The organism is Paenibacillus sp. NAIST15-1 (genome assembly GCF_001894745.1).
GTDB classification, from domain to species: Bacteria; Bacillota; Bacilli; order Paenibacillales; family Paenibacillaceae; genus Paenibacillus_B; species Paenibacillus_B suaedae.
The window spans coordinates 150,536-171,884 of the sequence record NZ_BBYF01000005.1 but is presented as its reverse complement, the minus strand read 5'-3'; the positions used below and the strand labels follow the sequence as shown (position 1 = coordinate 171,884).

The 21,349-nt window shown below is 45.9% G+C and carries 19 protein-coding genes and 1 pseudogene; 15 read left to right on the top strand and 5 right to left on the bottom strand.

From position 1 onward, the window contains the following. Positions 1 to 110: 110 nt before the first annotated feature. Positions 111 to 743 carry a class I SAM-dependent methyltransferase gene (locus tag PBN151_RS13840; protein ID WP_072729419.1) on the top strand — a complete coding sequence of 211 codons (633 nt, stop codon included), beginning with the start codon at positions 111 to 113 and terminating at the stop codon, positions 741 to 743. Between the two features lie 145 nt (positions 744 to 888). Further along, positions 889 to 1,407 (top strand): DinB family protein, encoded by a 519-nt coding sequence (locus PBN151_RS13835; RefSeq protein ID WP_072729418.1) that lies wholly within the window; start codon positions 889 to 891, stop codon positions 1,405 to 1,407. Between the two features lie 176 nt (positions 1,408 to 1,583). Here the strand turns inward: PBN151_RS13835 and PBN151_RS13830 are convergent, their stop codons facing one another. The 3 genes and pseudogenes from PBN151_RS13830 to PBN151_RS13820 all read right to left on the bottom strand — a co-directional run bounded on the left by PBN151_RS13830 (position 1,584) and on the right by PBN151_RS13820 (position 4,805). Beyond that, on the bottom strand, positions 1,584 to 2,909 hold the full coding sequence (locus PBN151_RS13830) for an ISL3 family transposase (RefSeq protein WP_072729632.1): 1,326 nt from the start codon (positions 2,907 to 2,909) through the stop codon (positions 1,584 to 1,586). A gap of 18 nt (positions 2,910 to 2,927) precedes the next feature. Beyond that, a pseudogene (locus PBN151_RS13825) lies at positions 2,928 to 3,308 on the bottom strand (MFS transporter); the annotation flags it as partial. Between the two features lie 54 nt (positions 3,309 to 3,362). Beyond that, positions 3,363 to 4,805, bottom strand: a complete 1,443-nt coding sequence (locus tag PBN151_RS13820) for an MFS transporter (RefSeq protein ID WP_072729417.1) — start codon at positions 4,803 to 4,805, stop codon at positions 3,363 to 3,365. Positions 4,806 to 4,948: 143 nt separating this feature from the next. On the opposite strand from PBN151_RS13820, the gene PBN151_RS13815 reads away from it, so the two are divergent. Continuing rightward, a complete protein-coding gene (locus PBN151_RS13815; RefSeq protein ID WP_072729416.1) occupies positions 4,949 to 5,782 on the top strand; it encodes an AraC family transcriptional regulator in 834 nt (277 codons plus the stop codon). A gap of 130 nt (positions 5,783 to 5,912) precedes the next feature. Next, complete coding sequence (locus PBN151_RS13810; protein ID WP_072729415.1) at positions 5,913 to 7,268, top strand: erythromycin esterase family protein; 1,356 nt, start codon at positions 5,913 to 5,915, stop codon at positions 7,266 to 7,268. A gap of 243 nt (positions 7,269 to 7,511) precedes the next feature. On the opposite strand, the gene PBN151_RS13805 is transcribed toward PBN151_RS13810, so the two are convergent. After that, a complete protein-coding gene (locus PBN151_RS13805) occupies positions 7,512 to 8,141 on the bottom strand; it encodes a cysteine hydrolase family protein (protein ID WP_072729414.1) in 630 nt (209 codons plus the stop codon). Between the two features lie 211 nt (positions 8,142 to 8,352). On the opposite strand from PBN151_RS13805, the gene PBN151_RS13800 reads away from it, so the two are divergent. From PBN151_RS13800 to PBN151_RS13755, 10 genes are all read left to right on the top strand, one after another. Then, entirely contained in the window at positions 8,353 to 9,366 is a 1,014-nt protein-coding gene (locus tag PBN151_RS13800) for a thiamine pyrophosphate-dependent dehydrogenase E1 component subunit alpha (RefSeq protein ID WP_072729413.1), read from the top strand. A gap of 15 nt (positions 9,367 to 9,381) precedes the next feature. Further along, complete coding sequence (locus PBN151_RS13795) at positions 9,382 to 10,365, top strand: alpha-ketoacid dehydrogenase subunit beta (protein ID WP_021253413.1); 984 nt, start codon at positions 9,382 to 9,384, stop codon at positions 10,363 to 10,365. Between the two features lie 17 nt (positions 10,366 to 10,382). Continuing rightward, a complete protein-coding gene (locus PBN151_RS13790) occupies positions 10,383 to 11,672 on the top strand; it encodes a dihydrolipoamide acetyltransferase family protein (RefSeq protein ID WP_072729412.1) in 1,290 nt (429 codons plus the stop codon). Between the two features lie 17 nt (positions 11,673 to 11,689). Then, entirely contained in the window at positions 11,690 to 12,829 is a 1,140-nt protein-coding gene (locus tag PBN151_RS13785; RefSeq protein WP_072729411.1) for an acyl-CoA dehydrogenase, read from the top strand. A gap of 14 nt (positions 12,830 to 12,843) precedes the next feature. Beyond that, complete coding sequence (locus PBN151_RS13780; protein ID WP_072729410.1) at positions 12,844 to 14,190, top strand: acetyl-CoA carboxylase biotin carboxylase subunit; 1,347 nt, start codon at positions 12,844 to 12,846, stop codon at positions 14,188 to 14,190. Between the two features lie 63 nt (positions 14,191 to 14,253). Continuing rightward, positions 14,254 to 14,466 carry an acetyl-CoA carboxylase biotin carboxyl carrier protein subunit gene (locus PBN151_RS31935; protein ID WP_021262912.1) on the top strand — a complete coding sequence of 71 codons (213 nt, stop codon included), beginning with the start codon at positions 14,254 to 14,256 and terminating at the stop codon, positions 14,464 to 14,466. 23 nt (positions 14,467 to 14,489) lie between these two features. Further along, on the top strand, positions 14,490 to 15,392 hold the full coding sequence (locus tag PBN151_RS13770; RefSeq protein ID WP_072729409.1) for a hydroxymethylglutaryl-CoA lyase: 903 nt from the start codon (positions 14,490 to 14,492) through the stop codon (positions 15,390 to 15,392). A gap of 51 nt (positions 15,393 to 15,443) precedes the next feature. Next, positions 15,444 to 16,226 (top strand): enoyl-CoA hydratase, encoded by a 783-nt coding sequence (locus PBN151_RS13765; RefSeq protein ID WP_072729408.1) that lies wholly within the window; start codon positions 15,444 to 15,446, stop codon positions 16,224 to 16,226. A 31-nt stretch (positions 16,227 to 16,257) separates the two neighbouring features. Beyond that, complete coding sequence (locus PBN151_RS13760; protein WP_065293317.1) at positions 16,258 to 17,796, top strand: acyl-CoA carboxylase subunit beta; 1,539 nt, start codon at positions 16,258 to 16,260, stop codon at positions 17,794 to 17,796. Positions 17,797 to 17,941: 145 nt separating this feature from the next. After that, entirely contained in the window at positions 17,942 to 18,838 is an 897-nt protein-coding gene (locus tag PBN151_RS13755) for a LysR family transcriptional regulator (RefSeq protein ID WP_072729407.1), read from the top strand. 120 nt (positions 18,839 to 18,958) lie between these two features. On the opposite strand, the gene PBN151_RS13750 is transcribed toward PBN151_RS13755, so the two are convergent. After that, the gene (locus tag PBN151_RS13750) at positions 18,959 to 19,147 is read right to left on the bottom strand and encodes a YgaP family membrane protein (RefSeq protein WP_021253404.1); all 189 of its coding nucleotides are present in this window, start codon (positions 19,145 to 19,147) and stop codon (positions 18,959 to 18,961) included. A gap of 440 nt (positions 19,148 to 19,587) precedes the next feature. Here PBN151_RS13750 and alv point away from each other — a divergent pair, with 440 nt between their 5' ends. Further along, on the top strand, positions 19,588 to 21,093 hold the full coding sequence (gene alv / locus PBN151_RS13745) for a cholesterol-dependent cytolysin alveolysin (protein ID WP_021253403.1): 1,506 nt from the start codon (positions 19,588 to 19,590) through the stop codon (positions 21,091 to 21,093). Positions 21,094 to 21,349 lie beyond the last annotated feature (256 nt).

The following is a 21,349-nucleotide window of genomic DNA, read 5'->3' as shown; positions in this document are numbered from 1 at the left end:
CTTCATCAGAGATGTTTTTTATAGTCTAATTACAGAGATAAGATATCTACAATATACATTATATGCTTTTGTATTATATCGCATTTGAAACCATCACTGAGGAGAAAGCTATGACAGAATTCTGGGAAGCAAGCTTTATTGAGAAACAAATGATGTGGGGATTGGAACCTTCCGACTCTGCTTTTATGGCAAAGGACTTTTTCCTCGAGAAGAAAGTGAAGGACGTATTGATACCTGGTTTTGGTTACGGAAGAAATGCAAAGATATTCTCAGATAACGGAATGCATGTGACAGGTATTGAGATATCAAAAACAGCAATTGATTTAGCTAGGAAAAACGGGGTAAATGCTACTATTTATCATGGTTCAGTGACGAATATGCCATTTGATAACAAGCGATATGATGCGATATTTTGTTACGCCCTGATTCATTTATTGAACCGTCGTGAACGGGAAAAATTGATTCATGATTGCTACAATCAGTTAAATCCCAATGGATACATGATGTTTACTGCTGTTACAAAAAAGGCTCCCATGTATGGCAAGGGCAGAGAACTGAGTAAAGATCGATTTGAGATCAGGGAAGGCGTCAAAATGTTCTTCTATGATTCGAATTCAGTAAGACGAGAATTTGAGAAGTATGGATTAATCCAGTTCTCAGAGATTGATGAGCCCAATAAAAATATGAAAAATAAGCCTTCTATGAATTTTGTGATCATAACATGTAAAAAGGAAGCTATATAAGTGTTCAACTCCATCCGTTATTTTAACTGGTCTTCATTCCATATATTGCACATATGCTCTACTAATTTCCTAACTGCCAGCATAGACAAAACACCGCATTGTGGAAGGTGTATGCTATAATTTTTGGAAAAGGAGCGTGGATATCATGTTGACACAGCCACTCGCGGCAGAGTATGGTGAAGCTTTTGCAAATTACATTGGTCTTGTTCCGGAAGGGGATCTTCGGGAGATGCTAGCTGACCAACTAGAGCTGACGACGGAATTATTCGTGAATCTGTCGGAGGAGCAGGGAGATTATCGCTATGCGCCGGGTAAATGGTCCATCAAGGAAGTGCTCGGTCATATCGCTGACACGGAACGCGTCATGGCATATCGGTTACTGCGCATTGCGAGAGGGGATCAGACACCTCTGCCAGGATTCGATGAGAATTTGCTCATGAGCGGTGCTGCATTCGCTTCAATGCCGATGTCCGAGCTGATCGAGGACTATCGAGCCGTCCGTCAATCGACACTTACGCTGCTGCGCGGTCTTACCGACGAAGCTGTACTGCGGATCGGTACCTCGAACAATATGACGATCTCGGCGTGTGCGCTTGCATATATGATTGCGGGGCATGAGCTGCATCATCTGAATGTGCTGAAAGAACGGTATTTGGGAGAATAGAGGATGATGGTAGAGGTAAATAAAGACTCATTACTATGAAAATCAAAGCCGCGAGGATTTTTTCTTGCGGCTTATTTGTGTTCTAAGAATGAAACTTCGACGAACTCTAGGAAGTCTTCCGTTGTTTTCATTACGGATTCAGGACATACACTAGCGATGTATTGGTGGAAAAAGGCTTATAATTCGCCCTTTTCCAATCTCTCAATCAAGGTGAAAATATCAATGCCAAGCAGAGTTGATTTTTTCGGTTCACGAATAACGGGAGGTATTTTGAACATTGGGAAGTTTTCTTCTATTACGTAAGTTTCGATCCGCCGCTGATTATTTGGCTTGCATTGCTTTGCAAGCCCCTCTGTATAGAGAAGTTTGGCTCGTAAGGCTTCAAATGAATAGCCCCTGCCTAAACGGTTAATGACACGGATAAGGCTGTTGAGAGAATCCGTATAGGCGTTTGTAAAGCGATGGTCGAAGTAGGTGAATATCTCTTCTTCCCAGTTCGTCACGGCCATAATTAAAGGCTCAAAAGCGGGTTGGAGTTCCTTTGGTATTTTAGATCTCCAATTGAGGTATTTGAGGAACGCTATTTGTCTTGTGTTGCTTTCCCAAATATCGAAAAAGGACTCCTTTATTTCATAAGCAATCCCCAGTAAAGGGTGATTATTCGTCCATAGGTCAAGCGTTATCTTATCCATCTCTGTAAGCTCTTTGTGGCGTTTTAGGAGGGTAAAACGGTCGTGCATAAGCACACGCTGTTCCTTCGGTGTTAAGCTCTCTCTAATTTGTTTGTGAATGGATTCTATCGCTTGGTTTACGATGCGGACAATGTGAAACTTATCGACGATTATAGTAGCTTTTGGAAATACAGCTCTGACAGCGTCCCTATACGGTTGCCACATATCCATTGTGATGTATTGTATTTGTCCTCTATTTGGAAGGCATGAGAGGTAGTCTACAACGGTTTCCTTGTTAAGATTGGGTAGAACGTCTAACAAAGTACATTCCTTAATGTTGGTTATCATGCATCTTGGCTTGATAATGTGTATTCCGTGAATCCCAAGCCAATTAGGAGTTTCAAACCGAATGGCTTCTTTAAGACGATTGATGTAATCACGAAAAATGTTACGTATCGTTTTTTCATTCAATCCAACATCCTCGGATATGCTGACAAACGTACGTTTAAGGCATTGCTTTTCTATATAAGACAATAATCGCTTGGTGCAGTTTCGCCTCTCGTCTATGGTGTGGTCTAAGCGATCCCAAAAGGTTCGATTGCAATCTCTACAGCGATACCTCTTACGCATTATATGAAGTCCTGCACGCTTGCCGTAAAGAGGCAAATCCATACAAACATGTTCCCTGTTACCGTGTTTATAGAGGTTCGCTATGCATCCACAATGAGGGCAAGCTAAAGGGGGCGAGTTCGTCACCACTTGTATTAGAATATCAAACTCATTCTCACTAATACTTAGTATGTTGAATTTTGGAGGATTTAGAATATCCATTGAATTTCTTATATGCATTCAAGATGCAAATTCCTTTTTTGTTTTCGAGTGAATCGTCAAAATACCACTTAATATAAAAAATAACAACGGACCAGCAAAGCAAATGGCTGCAAAAATGCCTACGGCATAAAAACCGTTAAAAGCAGCATAAATCATGCCTGCGATCCAAGAGCCGAGTGTTGTCGCAGCGTACATGATCGAATTGGCCAGGCTTGAGATCGTGCCACGGATTGTCGGATTTAACGAATTCAGAAGTCCCAAAATCAGCGGAAATGCGATTCCCATATTAGCAAATATTAAAAAGTATATACCTTCGAAAGCCGTAACCGATGAGAGGTAAGGCAAAGCAATAAAACATGCAATAGAGACAAGAAAGCCCACAACTATCGTATTGAAACGGTAGTCAAAGCCGCGAGGATTATTCCTTGCGGCTTACCAGCGATGTATTCACTATCAATCGGCTCTATTACTACGAAGTAATAACGATATCAGGGCGGACATGCCGCAGATTACGCCTGCCGCAAGGAATGCACTATGGTAACCGGCTAGCTGCGCCACTACGGCTGTACTCCCATACTCTGCATGTAGAGTCGTCATAGAATGAGAGAGTGTCACTAGTATGGCTATACCAAGTGCCCCGCCAAGTTGACGTGCTGTATTTTGCAAACCGGAAGCAAGACCTGTGTCCTGTGCCGGAATGCCCGCAAGCACAGCTTGGATGGCGGTCATTAACATCAATCCTAGTCCACATCCAACAAGCAAACTTGGAAACAAGAACTCAGAAATATAGTCGGGTTGAGCTGGCAACCAATTGAACCAGACAAATCCTGCAGCGGCCAAGAGACCACCTAGAAAAGGAAGTCTTTTAAATCCGGCGGCACGAAGTGAACGGGATATAATCGAAGTAATAGCAAGCATAGCCGCCATAGGCAGCAGCGCTAATCCCGTTTGCAGCGGACTGTATCCGCTGATTTGCTGTAAGCTTAGGGATGAAAATAACACGTTGGCTGTTAGAGCTCCACCAAGTCCGAGTACCATGAAAATGCCAATCCGTACATTCCAGTGGCGGAAAATGCTTAGACGTATTAAAGGTGCAGCTGTGTTTTTTTCAATAGCGATGAACACCAGCAATAGCACAAGCGCACCGGCTAACGAGCACAGAACAACTGGAGATTTCCAACCCAGTTCAAGCGTCTGTGTGATTCCAAAAATAAAGGCCGTCAGGGCAAGCGTAATTGTAACAGCTCCTGGTATATCCAGCTTGGCGGGGTTATTTTCTTTCGACTGTGGAAGCAGGCAAATGGCAACCATACCGCTGAGCACAACCCCGATCGGAACGTTGACAAACATTACCCAACGCCAGTTGATTACGCTCGTTAGCACACCGCCAATCACTACTCCGAACGCAGATGCAATAGAAGAAGAGGCTGCCCATAACGATATCGCCCGATCTTGCTTGGCACCTCTCGGATATGCTGCAACGATTACAGTTAATGTAGATGTGGCGAGCACTGAGCCTCCCAGTCCTTGTATGGCACGTGCCGCTAATAACATGGGGCCTGTTGTTGCAAGTCCGCCGGCGAGGCTGGCTAAAGTAAATAAGATAAGTCCAGACTGAAGTATTGCTCTTCTGCCATAAATGTCGCTGGCACGTGCCGCAAGCAGCATAAAACCGCCTAATGTCAGCAGATAAGCATCAATTACCCATTGCTGTTCAGCAACAGAAAGACCCAGATCCGTTTGCATGGCCGGCAAAGCAACATTTACAATCGAACTGTCCATGACGACCATAAAGGCGCATAAACAAGCAACTAATGCGGCGATCCATGCAGGAGTGCCTTTTTTCAGCAATGACGACCCGCTTGGGGCAGATAAATTTACAGATTTAGATGACATCGAGATCCCTCCAAAAAATGTGCTGGTTGAAATCAATCATTAGACATTGGTCTGTTCCTTATTTTAGAATAGGATCAACGATGTACGATAACGCTAATTGGACAAAAAATAACGAGAAATGGCCAAAAAAGGGGCGTTGCAAAATGACCACAGAAGAGGTAGATAAGAGTGATTGGCTGGAAGGGCCTTCGTTAATTGCTTTTTGGGGCAATGATGATTCTGACAACCCTTTCCGGCTTGGAACACGTGAATACGATTGGCACAGTCATCGGCGAGGACAGTTTTTTTGTGTGGAAAGCGGGCTAATCCATGTGCGAACTGCAACCGGTTCCTGGTTGCTGCCTCCCCGCCGTGCAGGGTGGATTCCGCCGGATGTAGCGCATAAGGTTACAGTTAGTGGAGCCATGAGCGGCTGGAGCTTACTGCTTACACCTGAAATCAGCAGAGACTTATCACATACTCCGTGTGTCATCAATGTAAGTGAGCTCATGCGTGCGCTTGTGCAGCGAACGGTGTCGTGGAGGGATCAAGAAATCCTGGAACCTCATCAAGAAAGAATAATCGCGGTTTTGCTCGATGAGATTAAAATCGCTCCGCTTGAGCCATTACATTTGCCCTTACCGGTTGATCCGCGCCTTTTGCGCATAACGGACGCGATCCTGCAGCAGCCCGAAGATAATCGTACGCTTAACGAATGGGCCGTTTGGGCAGCATTATCTCCACGTACATTGCGCCGCTTAATATTGGCAGAAACCGGGTTGACCTTTGCGCAGTGGCGCCAACAGGCTCGTCTCACGCTTGCATTGGAAATGCTGGCGCAAGGGGATTCTGTAGGGATGGTAGCTGATGCGCTTGGCTATGGAACTCCGAGCAGCTTTATTGCGATGTTCCGCCGCGCATTCGCTGATTCTCCATCGCATTATTTGGCGGTCAGACGCGAATTGAAACATAACCTTCCACATACTCCTAATCACTGAATGGGGTATACGGACGGAAAATAACTAGAATTGTATTCTATCTTTATACTTTCCTTAGAATTCGCTGTTACGATGTCTTTGCAAACAAAAGAGTAGCGAGAATGGATTTCTAAGGAGGAGTATTTTCATCATGCAAGCAGTACAACGATTAAAAGGATTGATAGCTCTAGGTATGGCGTTTACGCTCATTCTATCCCCGTTCAATGCCTCAGCGGCAGCGCAAAAGAGTGACGGAGTGAAGGAAAATATACGGGAGATTACGTCGACAACGTCATCGAATTATAAAGATTTAGAATTTCTGAAGCCGATCTTGAAGGATAAAACGGTCGTCAGTCTCGGTGAGAACTTCCACCGTGTTGCGGAATACAGCAGCATGAAGACAAGATTGATTAAGTATTTGCATGAAGAGTTGGGGTATGACGTGATTGCATTTGAATCCGGACTTGGGGATGCCTTCATGACGAACGAGAATGCCCGCAACTTGACCCCGAAAGAGATGATGCAGCAATCGATATTCCCAATTTGGCACTCCAAGGAGACGCTGAATCTGTTCGAATACATCAAGAAACAGCAGGGAACCAAAAACCCGCTCCATCTCGCAGGTTATGACATGCAATTCACTTCGGGCTATCTCACACAGTTTATTGCCGGTTGGATTGCCAAGGTGGACAAGGAACAAGGTCAGCAGTATTTCAACTTCGAGATGCAAGCAATGACGGATTTGTATAAGGTGTTTAATGAATATGGCATGGAAGACGGCCATCCAGAGGCAAAGGCAGCTGTTAAGAAGGTAAAGGAAACGTACGAGCCAAAATACAACGCCTTGATCCAATTCATCCAAGAGCACAAGAAGGAGCTCGCAGCGGCTTATCCAGCCAACCCGCATATGGTGGATATTGCGATCAAGACGCTCGAAGATCGAGTAAAATTCATCGAGATGGGGATGTACGATACGAAGAAAAGCTATGAATTCCGAGACCGTATTATGGCTGACAACGTCGAATGGCTAATGAAGGTGATGTATCCCGGCAAAAAAGTGATTTTATGGGCACATAACGATCATTTGGCGAAGAATACATCTAAGATTCAGACCAAAGAGCAAGGAAAATGGATCGGCAGCTTCACCAGCATGGGCGAACTGCTCCATAAGAAGCTGAAGGATAAAGCTTATGTAGTCGGGCTCTATATGAACAGCGGCAAGGCAAGCACCATTACGACGCAGAAGCTCTTCGATATTAAGCCAATGCCGAAGGGAAGTCTGGAAGAGTTGATGATGCAGAGCGGGTACAAAATTGCATTTGCCGATCTATCCAAACATAAGTCACCGAAGCAGAGCAATTCATGGATGTTCAAGCCGATCTATGCAGCGGAGGATGGCATGACATCCGAGATTATCGCACCGATGTCAATGCGATTCGTTCCGAGAGAACAGTTCGACGGCATCATCGTCTTCGATAAAGTGAAGGAACCGACAACGAAGTTCTAATCGAGATTTATCCTATATGATGGAAAAATCGAAATAGAATGATAATTGTAATCGAGCATGAAGCGGGTATATGCCGTACAATGGTGGTGATTATTACATCAACGAACCAACGAACTCGAAAAGGGAGATCACGAACAAAAATACGACACTATCATTGCGACGACAGAACTGGAAACGCACAGTGCCCCTAGGAAGGTGCTGTGCGTTTCTTTTGGATATAATTTCAACCTATGGAACTATCAATCACTGAAAAGAATGATTGTTCATCTTCATTCTATGCTGTAGTAAGATCAAATCCGTCTTCGATAATACAGCTCGGTTCCGTGTTCCCGGACTATTCAGCATATGCCATGCTGTGTATTGTTCAGCATACGGATTGGCAGCAGACATTCCGTCGACTGGAACGACTACATCATATCCACGAAATGCAGCAGCAGTTGCTGTGTGGAGAACCGCTCCATTTGCCGCGTAACCCGTTACAATAACCGTTCGAATATGATTCCTCTGCAAAATCTGCTCTAACTCCGTGTTATAGAATTTATCTACGTTTGATTTCACAATTGGCTCGTTCATCGTAGGACGCAGTAGTTGAGTAATGTCTGAAGCATTTCCTGTATGTGTGAGACTATAGACAACCAACATCCCTGCCTTGCGTGCTTCCGTCAATACCTTATTAATTCTAGGAATGGATGCAACACAGCGGGGATTGTTACATATCGAATCCTCCATATCCAAGATGAGGAGTGCAGTACTTATCGGATCAATGGAGACCGCTTTTAACTCTGGAGCAGGTGGGGGAATCACATCACTCCATTCATCGATGATCGTATGATCAGTTCGCCAATTGCCGCATAAGGGACAACGATACCTCATAATAACCCTCCAGGATGCTTCTTTCCATTAGCCTATGTAACTGATTAGAAAATGTGTAGGACGTAAATAAGGTGAGCCCATAACCAAATCAAATGGCTATATTTTTTTTGCATCGTTACTATGCACTATATGTATTTCACGATTGGAACGATGGTTAATAAAATAGAGGAAACCGCAGTATGCAGCGGCACAATTGTCGGAGGGATACGATATGAATAACACCGAATTTGGTCAAGTCCAGAACCGGCACCAAGCACTGGGGTTATCAGATCAGCAGGTTCTTGACATGTATCAGCATATGGTTTTGGCGCGAAAAGTAGATGAACGGATGTGGCTGCTCAATCGCGCGGGAAAGATCCCTTTTCTCGTTTCATGCCAAGGTCATGAAGCAGCTCAGGTAGGGGCGGCATATGCGCTGGATCCAACGAGAGATTTTCTGTGTCCCTATTATCGGGACATGGGTATGGTCGTTGCTTTCGGGCTGACAGCACAGGAATTAATGCTTTCCGCTTTCGCTAAGGCAGAAGATCCAACGAGCGGCGGACGCCAAATGCCAGGTCATTACGGGAGTAAAAGCCGGAATATTCTTTCGGGCTCTAGTGTCGTGTCGAGCCAAATTCCGCACGCAGTTGGAATCGCTTTATCTGGAAAAATGCAAGGAAAAAGGCTAGTTGCATTAACGGCCTTCGGGGACGGCGGCAGCAACCAAGGGGAGTTTCACGAAGCGGCTAACTATGCTGGGGTGCACAAGCTGCCTGTCATTTTCCTGTGTGAGAACAACAAGTACGCCATATCGGTTCCGTTCTCCAAGCAGGCGGCTTGCGAAAGCATCGCGGATCGGGCAAAGGGATATGGGTTTCCCGGCATCAGTGTGGATGGAAATGATCTATTAGAAGTATACAAAGTCACAAAAGAGGCGGCCGATCGGGCAAGAAGAGGTGAAGGGCCAACGCTTATCGAGACGGTGCTATATCGTTTAGTTCCGCATTCAAGCGACGATGATGATCGAACCTATCGTTCCCGTGAAGAAGTGGAAGAAGCCAAGAAGCGGGATCCGCTCATAACCTTCAGCAATTATCTGAAAGCATCGGGGCTATTAAATGATCATAAAGACATGGAGATCCATGACCGGTTACGCATGGAGGTCGATGAGGCCACGGAATATGCGGAGAATGCCCCGGATTCAGCTCCAGAAGATGCCCTTAAGCACGTTTATGCAGAATAGGGGGAGTGAGGAGAAATGGCCGTAATTTCTTATCTTGAAGCAGTGTCCCAAGCTCTTCGAGAGGAAATGCAGCGAGATAGCAGGGTATTTGTATTAGGAGAAGACGTCGGAGTGCGTGGGGGCGTATTTCGGGTTACACAGGGATTCCAGGAAGAATTCGGGGAACAGCGGGTTATCGACACGCCGCTATCGGAAGCAGCCATTGCTGGCGTATCGATTGGAGCAGCCGCTCATGGAATGAGGCCTGTTGCAGAAATTCAGTTCGCCGAGTATATCATGCCTGCCGTCAACCAAATTGTGAATGAAGCAGCCAAAATGAGATACCGCTCAAACGGAGATTGGAACTGTCCCTTGGTCATCCGTGCCCCTTATGGTGGAGGAGTTCGCGGAGCCCTCTATCATTCGCAAAGCGTAGAAGCGATGTTTTGCTGTATTCCTGGTTTAAAAGTCGTCACGCCTTCCACGCCGTATGATGCCAAAGGCCTGCTAAAGGCGGCCATCCGCGATGAAGATCCTGTTCTTTTCTTCGAACATAAGCGATGCTACCGCTCGATCAAGGGAGAAGTGCCAGACTCGGATTATACGGTACCGATCGGGAAGGCGGATATTAAGCGGCAAGGGGAAGACATCACGGTTATTTCTTACGGACTTTCTTTGCATTTTGCGATAAAAGCGGCAGAGCAGCTTTCTAAAGATGGATACAGCGCTCACATTCTGGATTTACGTACCCTCTATCCTCTGGACAAGGAAGCTATTGTAGAGGCTGCTCGCAAAACCGGCAAGGTGCTCATTGTTCATGAAGACAACAAGGAGGGCGGCGTTGGAGCTGAAGTAGCTGCTGTCATCGCAGAAGAATGCCTTTATGAATTGGACGCGCCAATCAAACGTCTCTGCAGTCCGGATGTCCCCGCTATGCCTTACAGCTTGCCAATGGAAAAGTTCTTCATGCTCAACCCGGATAAAGTATATCAGGCCATGAAAGAATTGGCCGAATTGTGAGCCGACGGGAGGAGAATATGGCTAAGAAAATCGTCATGCCCCAGTTAGGCGAAAGCGTAACGGAAGGAACCATCTCCAAGTGGCTCGTCAACGTCGGGGATAAAGTCAATAAATACGATCCTGTATGCGAAGTGCTGACAGATAAAGTGAATGCGGAGGTTCCTTCTTCATTCAGCGGCACGATAACCGAAATTGTCGTTCGAGAAGATGAAACGGTAGCAGTAGGAACGCTGCTCTGCTGTATTGAGGAGGAAAAACAAACAGGCACGCCAATTGAATCCAAACCGGCTGCCGCCGCCCCAAACGAGGAGACCGATGATTCAACTATGCAATCAGCCAAGCAGCAGCGCTATTCGCCGGCCGTACTCAAACTGGCGCAAGACTACAACCTGGATCTTTCCTGTATAGAGGGTTCGGGCACTGCGGGACGCATCACCCGAAGAGACATCTTGCAAATCGTACAAGGAAAGAAACAGTCTGAAGACTCCCCAGCTCAGCAACTCGAATCTCCAGCTCAGTCATTATCACAAGCGGCAGCATCAGTTCCCGATATTGCGTTACCGTCCGAAACATTTGATGCCTTATCTGCTGACCATTCTACCATTCATCAATCCGACGAGAAGATCCCAGTTACCGGCATCCGCAAAACCATAGCCAAGCGAATGGTACAAAGCAAGCAGGAAATTCCGCACGCATGGCTTATGGTGGAATGTGATGTCACGAATTTGGTTAGTTATCGCAGCCAGATTAAAGAGGAATTTAAGAAAAAAGAAGGACTCCAGCTCACTTATTTGCCATTCTTTATTAAGTCGGTAGCAGAGACTCTAAAGGAATTCCCTATTTTAAATTCGCAGTGGACAGACAATCACATCATCGCCAAAAAAGCGATTCATATCTCGATTGCCGTTGCCACCGAGAATGCCTTATTCGTTCCTGTCATTAAGGACGCCGACCAAAAAAGCATTTTCGGTCTAGCCAAAGCGATAGACGAAATGGTCACGAAAACGAGAGAAGGCAAATTAACGCAGGCGGATCTAACTGGCGGAACGTTTACCGTGAATAACACAGGCTCCTTCGGCTCCGTGCTTTCAGCCCCGATCATCAATCCACCGCAGGTAGCCATTTTAAGCATGGAAGCCATCGTCAAGCGTCCGATCGTCATCAATAACATGATTGCCGTTCGCGATATGATGAACATTTGTCTTTCCTTGGATCACCGGGTTTTGGACGGTCTTGTGTGCGGCCGCTTCTTGAAGAGAGTCAAGCAAAAGATCGAAAGTTACGGCACGGACATCGGACTATATTAAAAGGGAGCGATGAACTCATGCATTTTGATTTAACCGAGGAACAAGCGTTGATCAAAAAAATGATGCGCGATTTTTCGGAGGGCGAGGTTGCCCCAGGCGCGGATGAACGGGATCGTACGAAGCAATTTCCGAAGGATGTTTTCGAGAAATTAACGAAGCTGGGCGTCATGGGCCTGCCATTTCCCGAACAATATGGCGGCGGCGGAGCGGATACCATTAGCTTTGCAATCACTGTAGAAGAATTGAGCCGGGTCTGTGCTTCCACGGGCATTACCTATTCAGCCCATATTTCATTAGGCGGAGCACCGATCCATTTATTCGGAACACACGAGCAAAAGAAAAAGTACTTAACTCCACTCTGTACAGGAGAATACATGGGCGCGTTCGGGCTGACGGAACCGAATGCAGGCTCTGATGCAGGTGGAACCCAAACGACAGCGAAGCTGAATGGGGATCAGTGGATCATTTCCGGCTCCAAATGCTTTATTACCAATGCAAGCTATGCCAAAAACCTATCCCTCACAGCCGTTACGGATCGCACTAAAGGGACGAATGGAATCAGTGCGTTTATCGTGTCTACAGATGCGCCAGGATTTACGTGCATTAACAATTATGAAAAAATGGGGCTGCATTCATCAAATACAACGGAATTAATTTTACAAGATGTAACCGTTCCCAAAGAAAATCTTCTAGGGAAAGAAGGTCATGGATACAAGCAATTTTTAGCTACGCTTGACGGAGGCCGAATCGGTATTGGTGCGATGGCCGTCGGAATTGCCCAAGGGGCTTACGAAAAATCGCTTCAATATGCCAAAGAAAGAAAACAATTCGGCCAAAGCTTATCCTTCTTTCAAGCGATCCAATTCAAGCTGGCCGACATGGCCATGCATATTGAACTCGCACGCACGATGGTGTATAAAGCGGCATGGCTTAAGGATAAAGGCAGGAAGTTCAAGAAGGAGGCGGCGATGGCCAAATTATTTGCCTCCGAAATATGCATGAAAGCATGCGATCAAGCCGTACAAATCCATGGCGGTTATGGATATATGAAGGAATACCAGGTTGAACGATTCTTTCGAGATGCCAAGCTGCTTGAGATCGGGGAAGGAACTTCGGAAGTGCAACGAATGGTCATTGCACGCCAGATCGGTTGTTAAAGGGGATTGGTTCTATGTTCAAAAAGATTCTAATCGCCAACCGAGGCGAAATTGCGGCTCGAGTGATCCGCACTTGCAAAGCGCTGGGCATTGCCACCGTCAGCATCTACTCGAAAGTGGATAAGGAAGCTCCTCATGTCAAAATGGCAGATGAGGCCTACGAGGTCGGAAATCCCAAAGTAACAGATAGCTATTTAAAAATCGACAAGATTATAGAACTCGCCCAGCTTTCACAAGCGGACGCGATTCATCCCGGATATGGGCTTCTCTCGGAAAATGCGGAATTTGCACGTCGTTGCGAGGAAGCGGGTATTGTATTCATCGGCCCATCATCAGATGTCATTGCCCGCATGGGCAGTAAAATTGAAGCCCGAAACAGCATGGAACAGGCAGGCGTGCCTGTTGTTCCCGGCATTTCCTGTGCATTAGCAGATGCGGAAGAAGCAGCACAGGCAGCCGGCCGAATCGGTTATCCGGTTATGCTGAAAGCCTCAGCCGGTGGTGGCGGCATCGGCATGCAGATCGTGAATAACGAAGCGGAGATGAAGCAAGCATTTGAAGGGAACCAGAAGCGTGCCTCTAATTTCTTCGGAGATGGGGCCATGTATCTGGAGAAGGTTGTAGAAAATCCGCGGCATATCGAAATTCAGATTTTGGCTGACACCCAAGGCAATACCGTCTACTTATGGGAGCGGGAATGTTCGATACAACGGCGTCATCAAAAAGTCGTGGAAGAAGCTCCCTCACCCTATTTGGATGAACTCACACGAGAAAAAATGGGAGAAGCAGCGGTTAGAGCCGCTAAATCCATCGGATACCGAAACGCTGGAACCATCGAATTTTTAGTCGACGAGCATAAAAATTTCTACTTTCTTGAAATGAATACTCGTCTGCAGGTGGAGCATACGATCACAGAAGAGATTACCGGCTTGGACCTGGTTGCGGAGCAGCTGCGAATTGCGGCAGGACATTCCTTGAACTTCGGTCAATCTGATGTGAAACGCGAAGGCCATGCGATTGAAGTACGGATTTATGCGGAAGATCCGAAGACGTTCTTCCCATCTCCAGGAATCATTACGAAGTTCGCTATCCCTGAAGGAGACGGAATTCGCCATGAGCTGGCTGTACATGATGGTTCTGTCGTCACGCCCTTCTATGATCCGATGATTGCAAAGCTCATCGTCGCAGGGAAGGATCGCGATGAAGCGATTGAGCGGCTTCAACAGGCGCTGGCCGATTATCAGGTTGAAGGCATCAAGACCAACATTCCAATGCTGCAAGAAGTCATCGCGCATCCAGCATTCCGTTCAGGCGAGACAACAACAGGCTTTGTTGCGAAATATGTACTGGAGCAGACATAACTGTATCGGATAAGGCCTCGGCGAGTTACCGTAAGGCTATTCGTAAAAAAGGAGGTTATTCAGATGAGCAAAATCGTGGCGGTTATGGCGGGGAATGTATACAAGATTCTTGTCAAGCCTGGGGATCAAGTCGAGGCAGGGCAAAATGTAGTCGTGTTGGAATCGATGAAAATGGAGATCTCGATTACGTCTGGCACCGGAGGAACGGTAAACAAGGTCAACGTGAGCGAAGGCGACTTTGTTGATGAAGGAGATTTGTTGATCGAGCTTGATTAAACGGATGCTGGGGGTTGGGGGAGATGAACTGGCCGGCGAGAGTGACGATCAAAGAGGTTGGTCCAAGGGACGGACTGCAAAATGAGAAGGTTTTCGTTTCAACAGAAGATAAAATCGCTTGGATCAACCAATTGTCCCGTACCGGAATTACATCCTTAGAAATCACTTCATTTGTGAATCCGAAGTGGATTCCAGCACTGGCAGATGCCGCTGAAGTTGCCAAAGGGATTGAGCGAATGCCTGGCATTACGTATTCGGCACTCGTTCCGAATCGGCAGGGCCTAGAGCGAGCACTTGAGACCGATGTAGATGAGGTGGCCGTCTTTATGTCAGCCAGTGAGACCCACAATCAAAGAAATATCAACAAGTCAATAAACGCTACGTTTCCCATTCTATATGAAGTCGTGCAAGCAGCTCATTCCGCTGGGAAGCCAGTCCGCGGTTACGTGTCAACGGTTTTTGGTTGCCCCTATGAAGGGCCCATCTCTATCGACGAGGTCATCCGTGTATCGGAAACGTTGTTCGAAATGGGAATTGGCGAATTATCTCTAGGGGATACGATTGGCATTGCAAATCCGAAGCAGGTAGAAGATGTATTGGAAATGCTGCTCAAGCGTTTTGATGCCGAGAAACTGGCTCTGCATTTCCACGATACGCGTGGAACGGCGCTGGCTAATATTCTAGCGTCCATGAACATGGGGATCACAACATTCGATGCCTCTGTCGGAGGGTTGGGCGGTTGCCCGTATGCACCTGGAGCCTCCGGCAATGTCGCTTCAGAGGACTTGTTGTTCATGCTGGATTCAATGGGCATTCAGACGGGGATCAATCAGGAAAAGCTTCTCTCCGCGGCGCGTTATATTCAGGAGAAGATCGGAAGAACCTTGCCGAGCCGGAATCTTCAGGTCAGCAGCTCGAACGTATGAGCAGGTACATGATGTAGGAGAATGATTCGGTACTAGGAAGGAGGGGCGATCATGGAAAAAGCCGTACTGGTCTCCAATATGGGAAATGGAATTGTGCTCATCACGTTGAACCGGCCGGAAGCTGCCAATGCGTTATCCATCAAGATGCTCGAACAATTGCGTGATGCGGCAAATGCATGTAAATTGGATCGGGCTGTTCGCTGTATTATCATCACAGGCGCTGGAGAGAAAGCCTTTTGCGCAGGTGCTGATTTAAAAGAACGCGCAGGGATGGACATGAGCCAAGTACGTAGAACGGTATCTTTCATTCGAGAGACCATCAATGATGTAGAAGCCTTGCCCCAGCCGGTCATTGCCGCGGTAAACGGAGCCGCTATTGGCGGGGGAATGGAATTGGCCTTGGCCTGTGACATTCGGATTGCTTCCACAACAGCCGCATTCGCCCTTGCAGAGACTTCACTTGGAATTATTCCCGGCGCAGGAGGAACACAGCGGCTGCCGAGGCTGATCGGGAAGGGGCGGGCGAAGGAGCTCATTTTCACGGCAAGAAAAATCGACGCTGAAGAAGCAAGGAACATCGGACTGGCAGAGGCTGTGACACCGCCTGAATTCCTGATAGATAAGGCCTTGGAAATAGCAGGCCGTATTGTTCGAAATGCTCCTATCGCTGTGACTCAGGCCAAATTCGCCATCGATAAGGGATTGGAAGTGGAGCTGAACACTGGACTTGCGATTGAGCAGCATGCATATGAAGTCACAATTCCGACAAAGGATCGCTTGGAAGGACTGCAGGCGTTCAAAGATAAACGTCCTCCCATATTTAAGGGCGAGTAACAAGCATATCGCAGATAAGGAGGAATAGGGGATGTCCATCGAATTCAATCCGGAGGAGCTGCAGAAACGTGTTTCACGAATCCTCGAAGGAGGGGATCCGTCTTATCATCAAAAGAATGCGGAAAAAGGGAAGTTATTTGTTCGCGACCGACTAAAGCTACTGTTTGATCCGGGTTTCGAGCTGGAGGATGCGCTGTTCGCCAACTGCGCCGCAGAAGATCTTCCGGCGGATGGCGTCGTTACGGCAATTGGGAAAATGAACGGAAGAATCGTATGCGTAATGGCCAATGATTCTACGGTAAAAGCCGGATCGTGGGGATCGCGTACGGTAGAGAAGATCATTCGAATCCAAGAGACGGCTGAGAAAATGAGAGTGCCGTTAATTTACCTCGTGGATTCCGCAGGTGCCCGAATTACAGATCAGGTCGAGATGTTTCCTGGCAGACGCGGAGCGGGCCGAATTTTTTACAATCAGGTCAAGTTGTCGGGCAAAATTCCTCAAATTTGCCTGCTGTTTGGCCCTTCGGCTGCGGGTGGAGCCTACATTCCAGCATTTTGTGATATCGTGATTATGGTAGATGGAAATGCATCCATGTATCTCGGTTCCCCGCGGATGGCGGAGATGGTAATCGGAGAAAAGGTTACGCTAGAAGAGATGGGCGGTGCGCACATGCACTGTTCGATTTCAGGGTGTGGGGATGTGCTGGCGAAGAATGAAGAAGAAGCCATTTTGATGGCGCGGCAATATCTCTCTTACTTTCCCTCCCATTTTTCAGAACAACCGCCGGTTGCGAAACCAGTGGCACCACCATTCTTTGAGAAATCATTGGAAGAGCTCATCCCGACCAATCAGAATGCCCCGTTCAATATGGTTGATCTGATTGACCGTATTATCGACGAGGGATCATTTTTTGAGATGAAGAAGCTGTTTGCCGGTGAGCTTATTACAGGACTGGCACGAATGAATGGGAAACCGGTCGGGATCATTGCCAATCAGCCACGGGTGAAGGGTGGCGTGCTGTTCCTCGATTCAGCGGATAAGGCAGCCAGATTTATTACGCTTTGCGACGCATTTCATATCCCGCTTCTATTCCTTGCCGACGTCCCTGGTTTTATGATCGGCACAAAGGTGGAGCGGGCAGGAATTATCCGCCATGGGGCGAAAATGATTTCAGCGATGTCCGAAGCAACCGTGCCTAAAATTTCAGTAATCGTTCGCAAAGCGTACGGAGCGGGTCTTTACGCGATGGCTGGTCCAGCATTTGAACCGGATTGTTGCCTCGCACTGCCTACAGCTCAAATCGCGGTGATGGGGCCAGAAGCTGCAGTCAATGCCGTCTATGCCAATAAAATTGCTCAATTGCCTGAAAGCGAGAGGGCTGCTTTTATCGAACAAAAGCGTGAAGAATATAAGCAGGACATTGATATTTACCGACTGGCCTCCGAAATGATTATTGACGGAATTATTCCCGCCAATTCACTGCGTACCGAGTTAGTGAACCGTTTTGCGGCTTATTCATCAAAGGCTGTCGTCTTCTCAGAGCGCAAGCACCCGGTATATCCGGTTTAATCCATTGGCATATTTGAACAGCACTAAGCGTTTAACGGCGCGAAGTGCTGTTTTTGGCATGTTAGGCATATCATGATCTTGAGCCAAGGGATGAATGGTTTGGATACCACTTTGCCTGTAGGGGAAGGAGGAAGATCCGGATCACATGGATATTAAACAACTTCATTATTTTGCAGAAGTAGCCAAGCATAAAAATTTTACAAAAGCTTCGCAGGTGTTGTATGTTTCTCAGCCGTCCATCAGCAAGATGATCAAGAGTCTCGAGGATGAATTGGGCGTTATGTTGCTTGACCGTTCCGACAGGGAAGTTGTACTCACCGATACAGGAAGGCTGGTTAACGAGAAAGCTTTAAAAATTTTGCAGATGCTAGAGGATATATCTTCTTCCGTAAATGAGCTGGTTCACGTGCAAAGAGGAAAAGTGACAATGGGGATCATGCCTACAATTAGCGCATTGCTTTTCCCAAAAATCATTTCCGGATTCAAGAAGAGCTATCCCAAGATTGAGATTCAAATGGTAGAATACAGCGCGAAACAAGTAAAGATGCAGATGGAGCAAGGAAATATCGATTTTGGGGTCACGGTGCTGCCGGTGAACACGCAGCTGTATCGAACGGTTTCCTTGTTAACGGAAGAACTGGTTGTCATCGTGAGTAATCATCACTGGCTGGCTGGAAGGAAATCCGTCAGCTTGACCGAATTGCAGAATGAGCCCTTCATTCTGTTCACCAAGGAATTTGCCCTTCATGATGTAGTTGAGCAAGCATGCTTGCAGGCTGGGTTCGAACCCAAGGTGGCTCATTTGACCTCTCTATGGGATTTCTGCTGCGAGATGGTAGCTTCGCAACTAGGAATATCATTGATTCCCCGATCGATGGCGAACCGATTGCATCATCTTGCCATTCATGCCGTTACCGTGTCCCAACCGGAAATCGCTTGGGAGCTGGCTCTCATTTATCCTCGGGATAAATATCTTTCTTATGCATCCCGCGCGTTTATCTCCTATATCAAGGCCAATCCGCCGAATCAATCGGGATTATGACAGTGGCTGAAGAATTTGGATGAAGCGGAGTCCAAAACCTATTAAGGTTTTAGACTCTTTATTGGAGACTTCACCCAATCATCATTGGATCACGGTAAATAGTAAAGCGAAGGGAAGCATTTATTTCACTTTTTTGCAATTTTGTATGCCGAGAACTGCATTCGCCGGACAATAGCGGGTTGTGCCTGTAATGATAGGAGCCAATCCAATTAATCCCCACCATTTTCTGTAATAAAGTCCCGTAAAGATGATTGCAGCTCCAACTGATATTCGAATCGCTTGTTCCGTTTTTCCAACATTACAGTTCACGTACTTTACACCTCCATAAGCTACTGTCAATTTGCTCATACACCATTTAGAGTTGCCGCATAATTATGGTTTGAAATAGGGCACATTCTCATGCGTGGAATTGATTGGTTCGAGGCTGCCTATTTATGTAACAGGTTCATCGACACTCTCCTAATGTAATGCTTAGGGGAGTGTTTTATTTCACTCTTTCTACAAATGGGATATTCTTAGTAATTTAGGATTTCATATACAATAATAGAATCAACAAGAAAAGTCCTATAATTTGAAAATATTACTCTAAATAATCGAATTAGACTTAAAAATATTTTATTCATGTCATAAAAGTTATGAAGTTTCGTATTTATTCTTAATAAAAATATAAAAATTTCATACCAAATTACCGATAAAAAAATTAATGTAGTACATTAGTACTACAATTTTACATAAAGAGGGGTAATTGTATGAAGAAAAAATCAAACTATGTGAAAGGAAGGAAAGTACTCGTAAGTCTGTTAGTTAGTTTGCAAGTGTTCACTTTTGCGAGTATTTCCTCCGCTGCACCCAACGAATCCAATGATATTGATCTTGGAATCGCAGGCCTGAACTATAATCGTAATGAGGTTTTGGCAGTACAAGGGGATCAAATCAGTAGTTTTGTTCCCAAAGAAGGCATTCAGTCCAATGGTAAATTCATCGTGGTTGAACGGGACAAAAAATCACTTACAACGTCACCCGTAGATATTTCAATCATTGATTCGATCACGAATCGCACTTATCCAGGCGCAATACAGCTTGCAAATAAGGATTTTGCGGATAATCAGCCTAGTCTGGTTATGGCTGCGAGAAAGCCAATGGATATTAGCATTGATCTGCCTGGGTTGAAGAACGAGAACACAATTTCCGTTCAAAATCCAAATTACGGCAGCGTATCTAGTGCCATTGATCAGCTCGTATCGACTTGGGGCGAGAAGTATTCCAGCACGCATACACTCCCAGCTAGATTACAGTATGCTGAATCCATGGTTTATAGCCAAAATCAAATTTCCAGTGCACTGAATGTGAACGCTAAAGTGCTTAACGGAACGCTTGGAATCGACTTTAACGCGGTCGCAAACGGCGAGAAAAAAGTGATGGTTGCTGCTTATAAGCAAATCTTCTATACCGTAAGTGCAGGACTGCCCAACAATCCATCGGATCTGTTTGATGACAGTGTGTCATTTGCTGAGTTAGTACGTAAAGGGGTTAGCAATGAGACTCCGCCGTTGATGGTATCGAACGTTGCGTATGGCAGAACCATTTATGTGAAATTGGAGACGACCTCCAAGAGCAATGATGTACAAACGGCATTTAAATTATTGCTCAATAATCCTAGCATTCAGGCTAGCGGACAGTACAAAGATATTTATGAAAACAGTTCGTTTACTGCCGTTGTACTAGGTGGCGACGCGCAAACCCATAACCAAGTTGTCACGAAAGACTTCAATGTTATCCAAAGCGTAATCAAGGACAATGCAGAATTTAGCAGCAAGAATCCAGCTTACCCGATTTCATATACAAGCGTCTTCTTGAAAGACAATTCCATCGCTGCCGTTCACAACAATACCGAGTATATCGAGACGAAAACGACGGAATATACGAAGGGTAAAATTAAACTTGACCATAGTGGTGCATATGTAGCTCAGTTTGAAGTATATTGGGACGAGTTTTCATATGATGAAAATGGACAAGAAATCGTGACTCGTAAAAGTTGGGATGGAAATTGGCGCGATAGAACTGCTCATTTCTCAACAGAAATCCCACTTCCGCCTAATGCCAAGAACATCAGAATTTTTGCAAGAGAATGCACAGGTCTTGCTTGGGAATGGTGGAGAACAGTTGTTGATGAATATAACGTTCCGTTAGCTAGCGATATTAATGTTTCGATTTGGGGAACAACGTTATATCCGAAATCATCCATTACTCACTAATTAATATGAATATATGGACATCTCCTCATACATTTGGGGAGATGTTTTTTTGCTTTAGCATCTTTTCTTTATCCCCATTTATGATAGGATTTGCACTAATTACATCTGGAGTGAGAAAATTTACGGGGTTTATACAAAAATTCTTTGTACTATTTGTATACTATGATAAACTTGATCCCGAATACAAATTCAAGTACGCTTCAAGCGAGGGCATGCAAGTCCTATCGCACTAAGAAAGCAAGTATAGTTTAGGAGT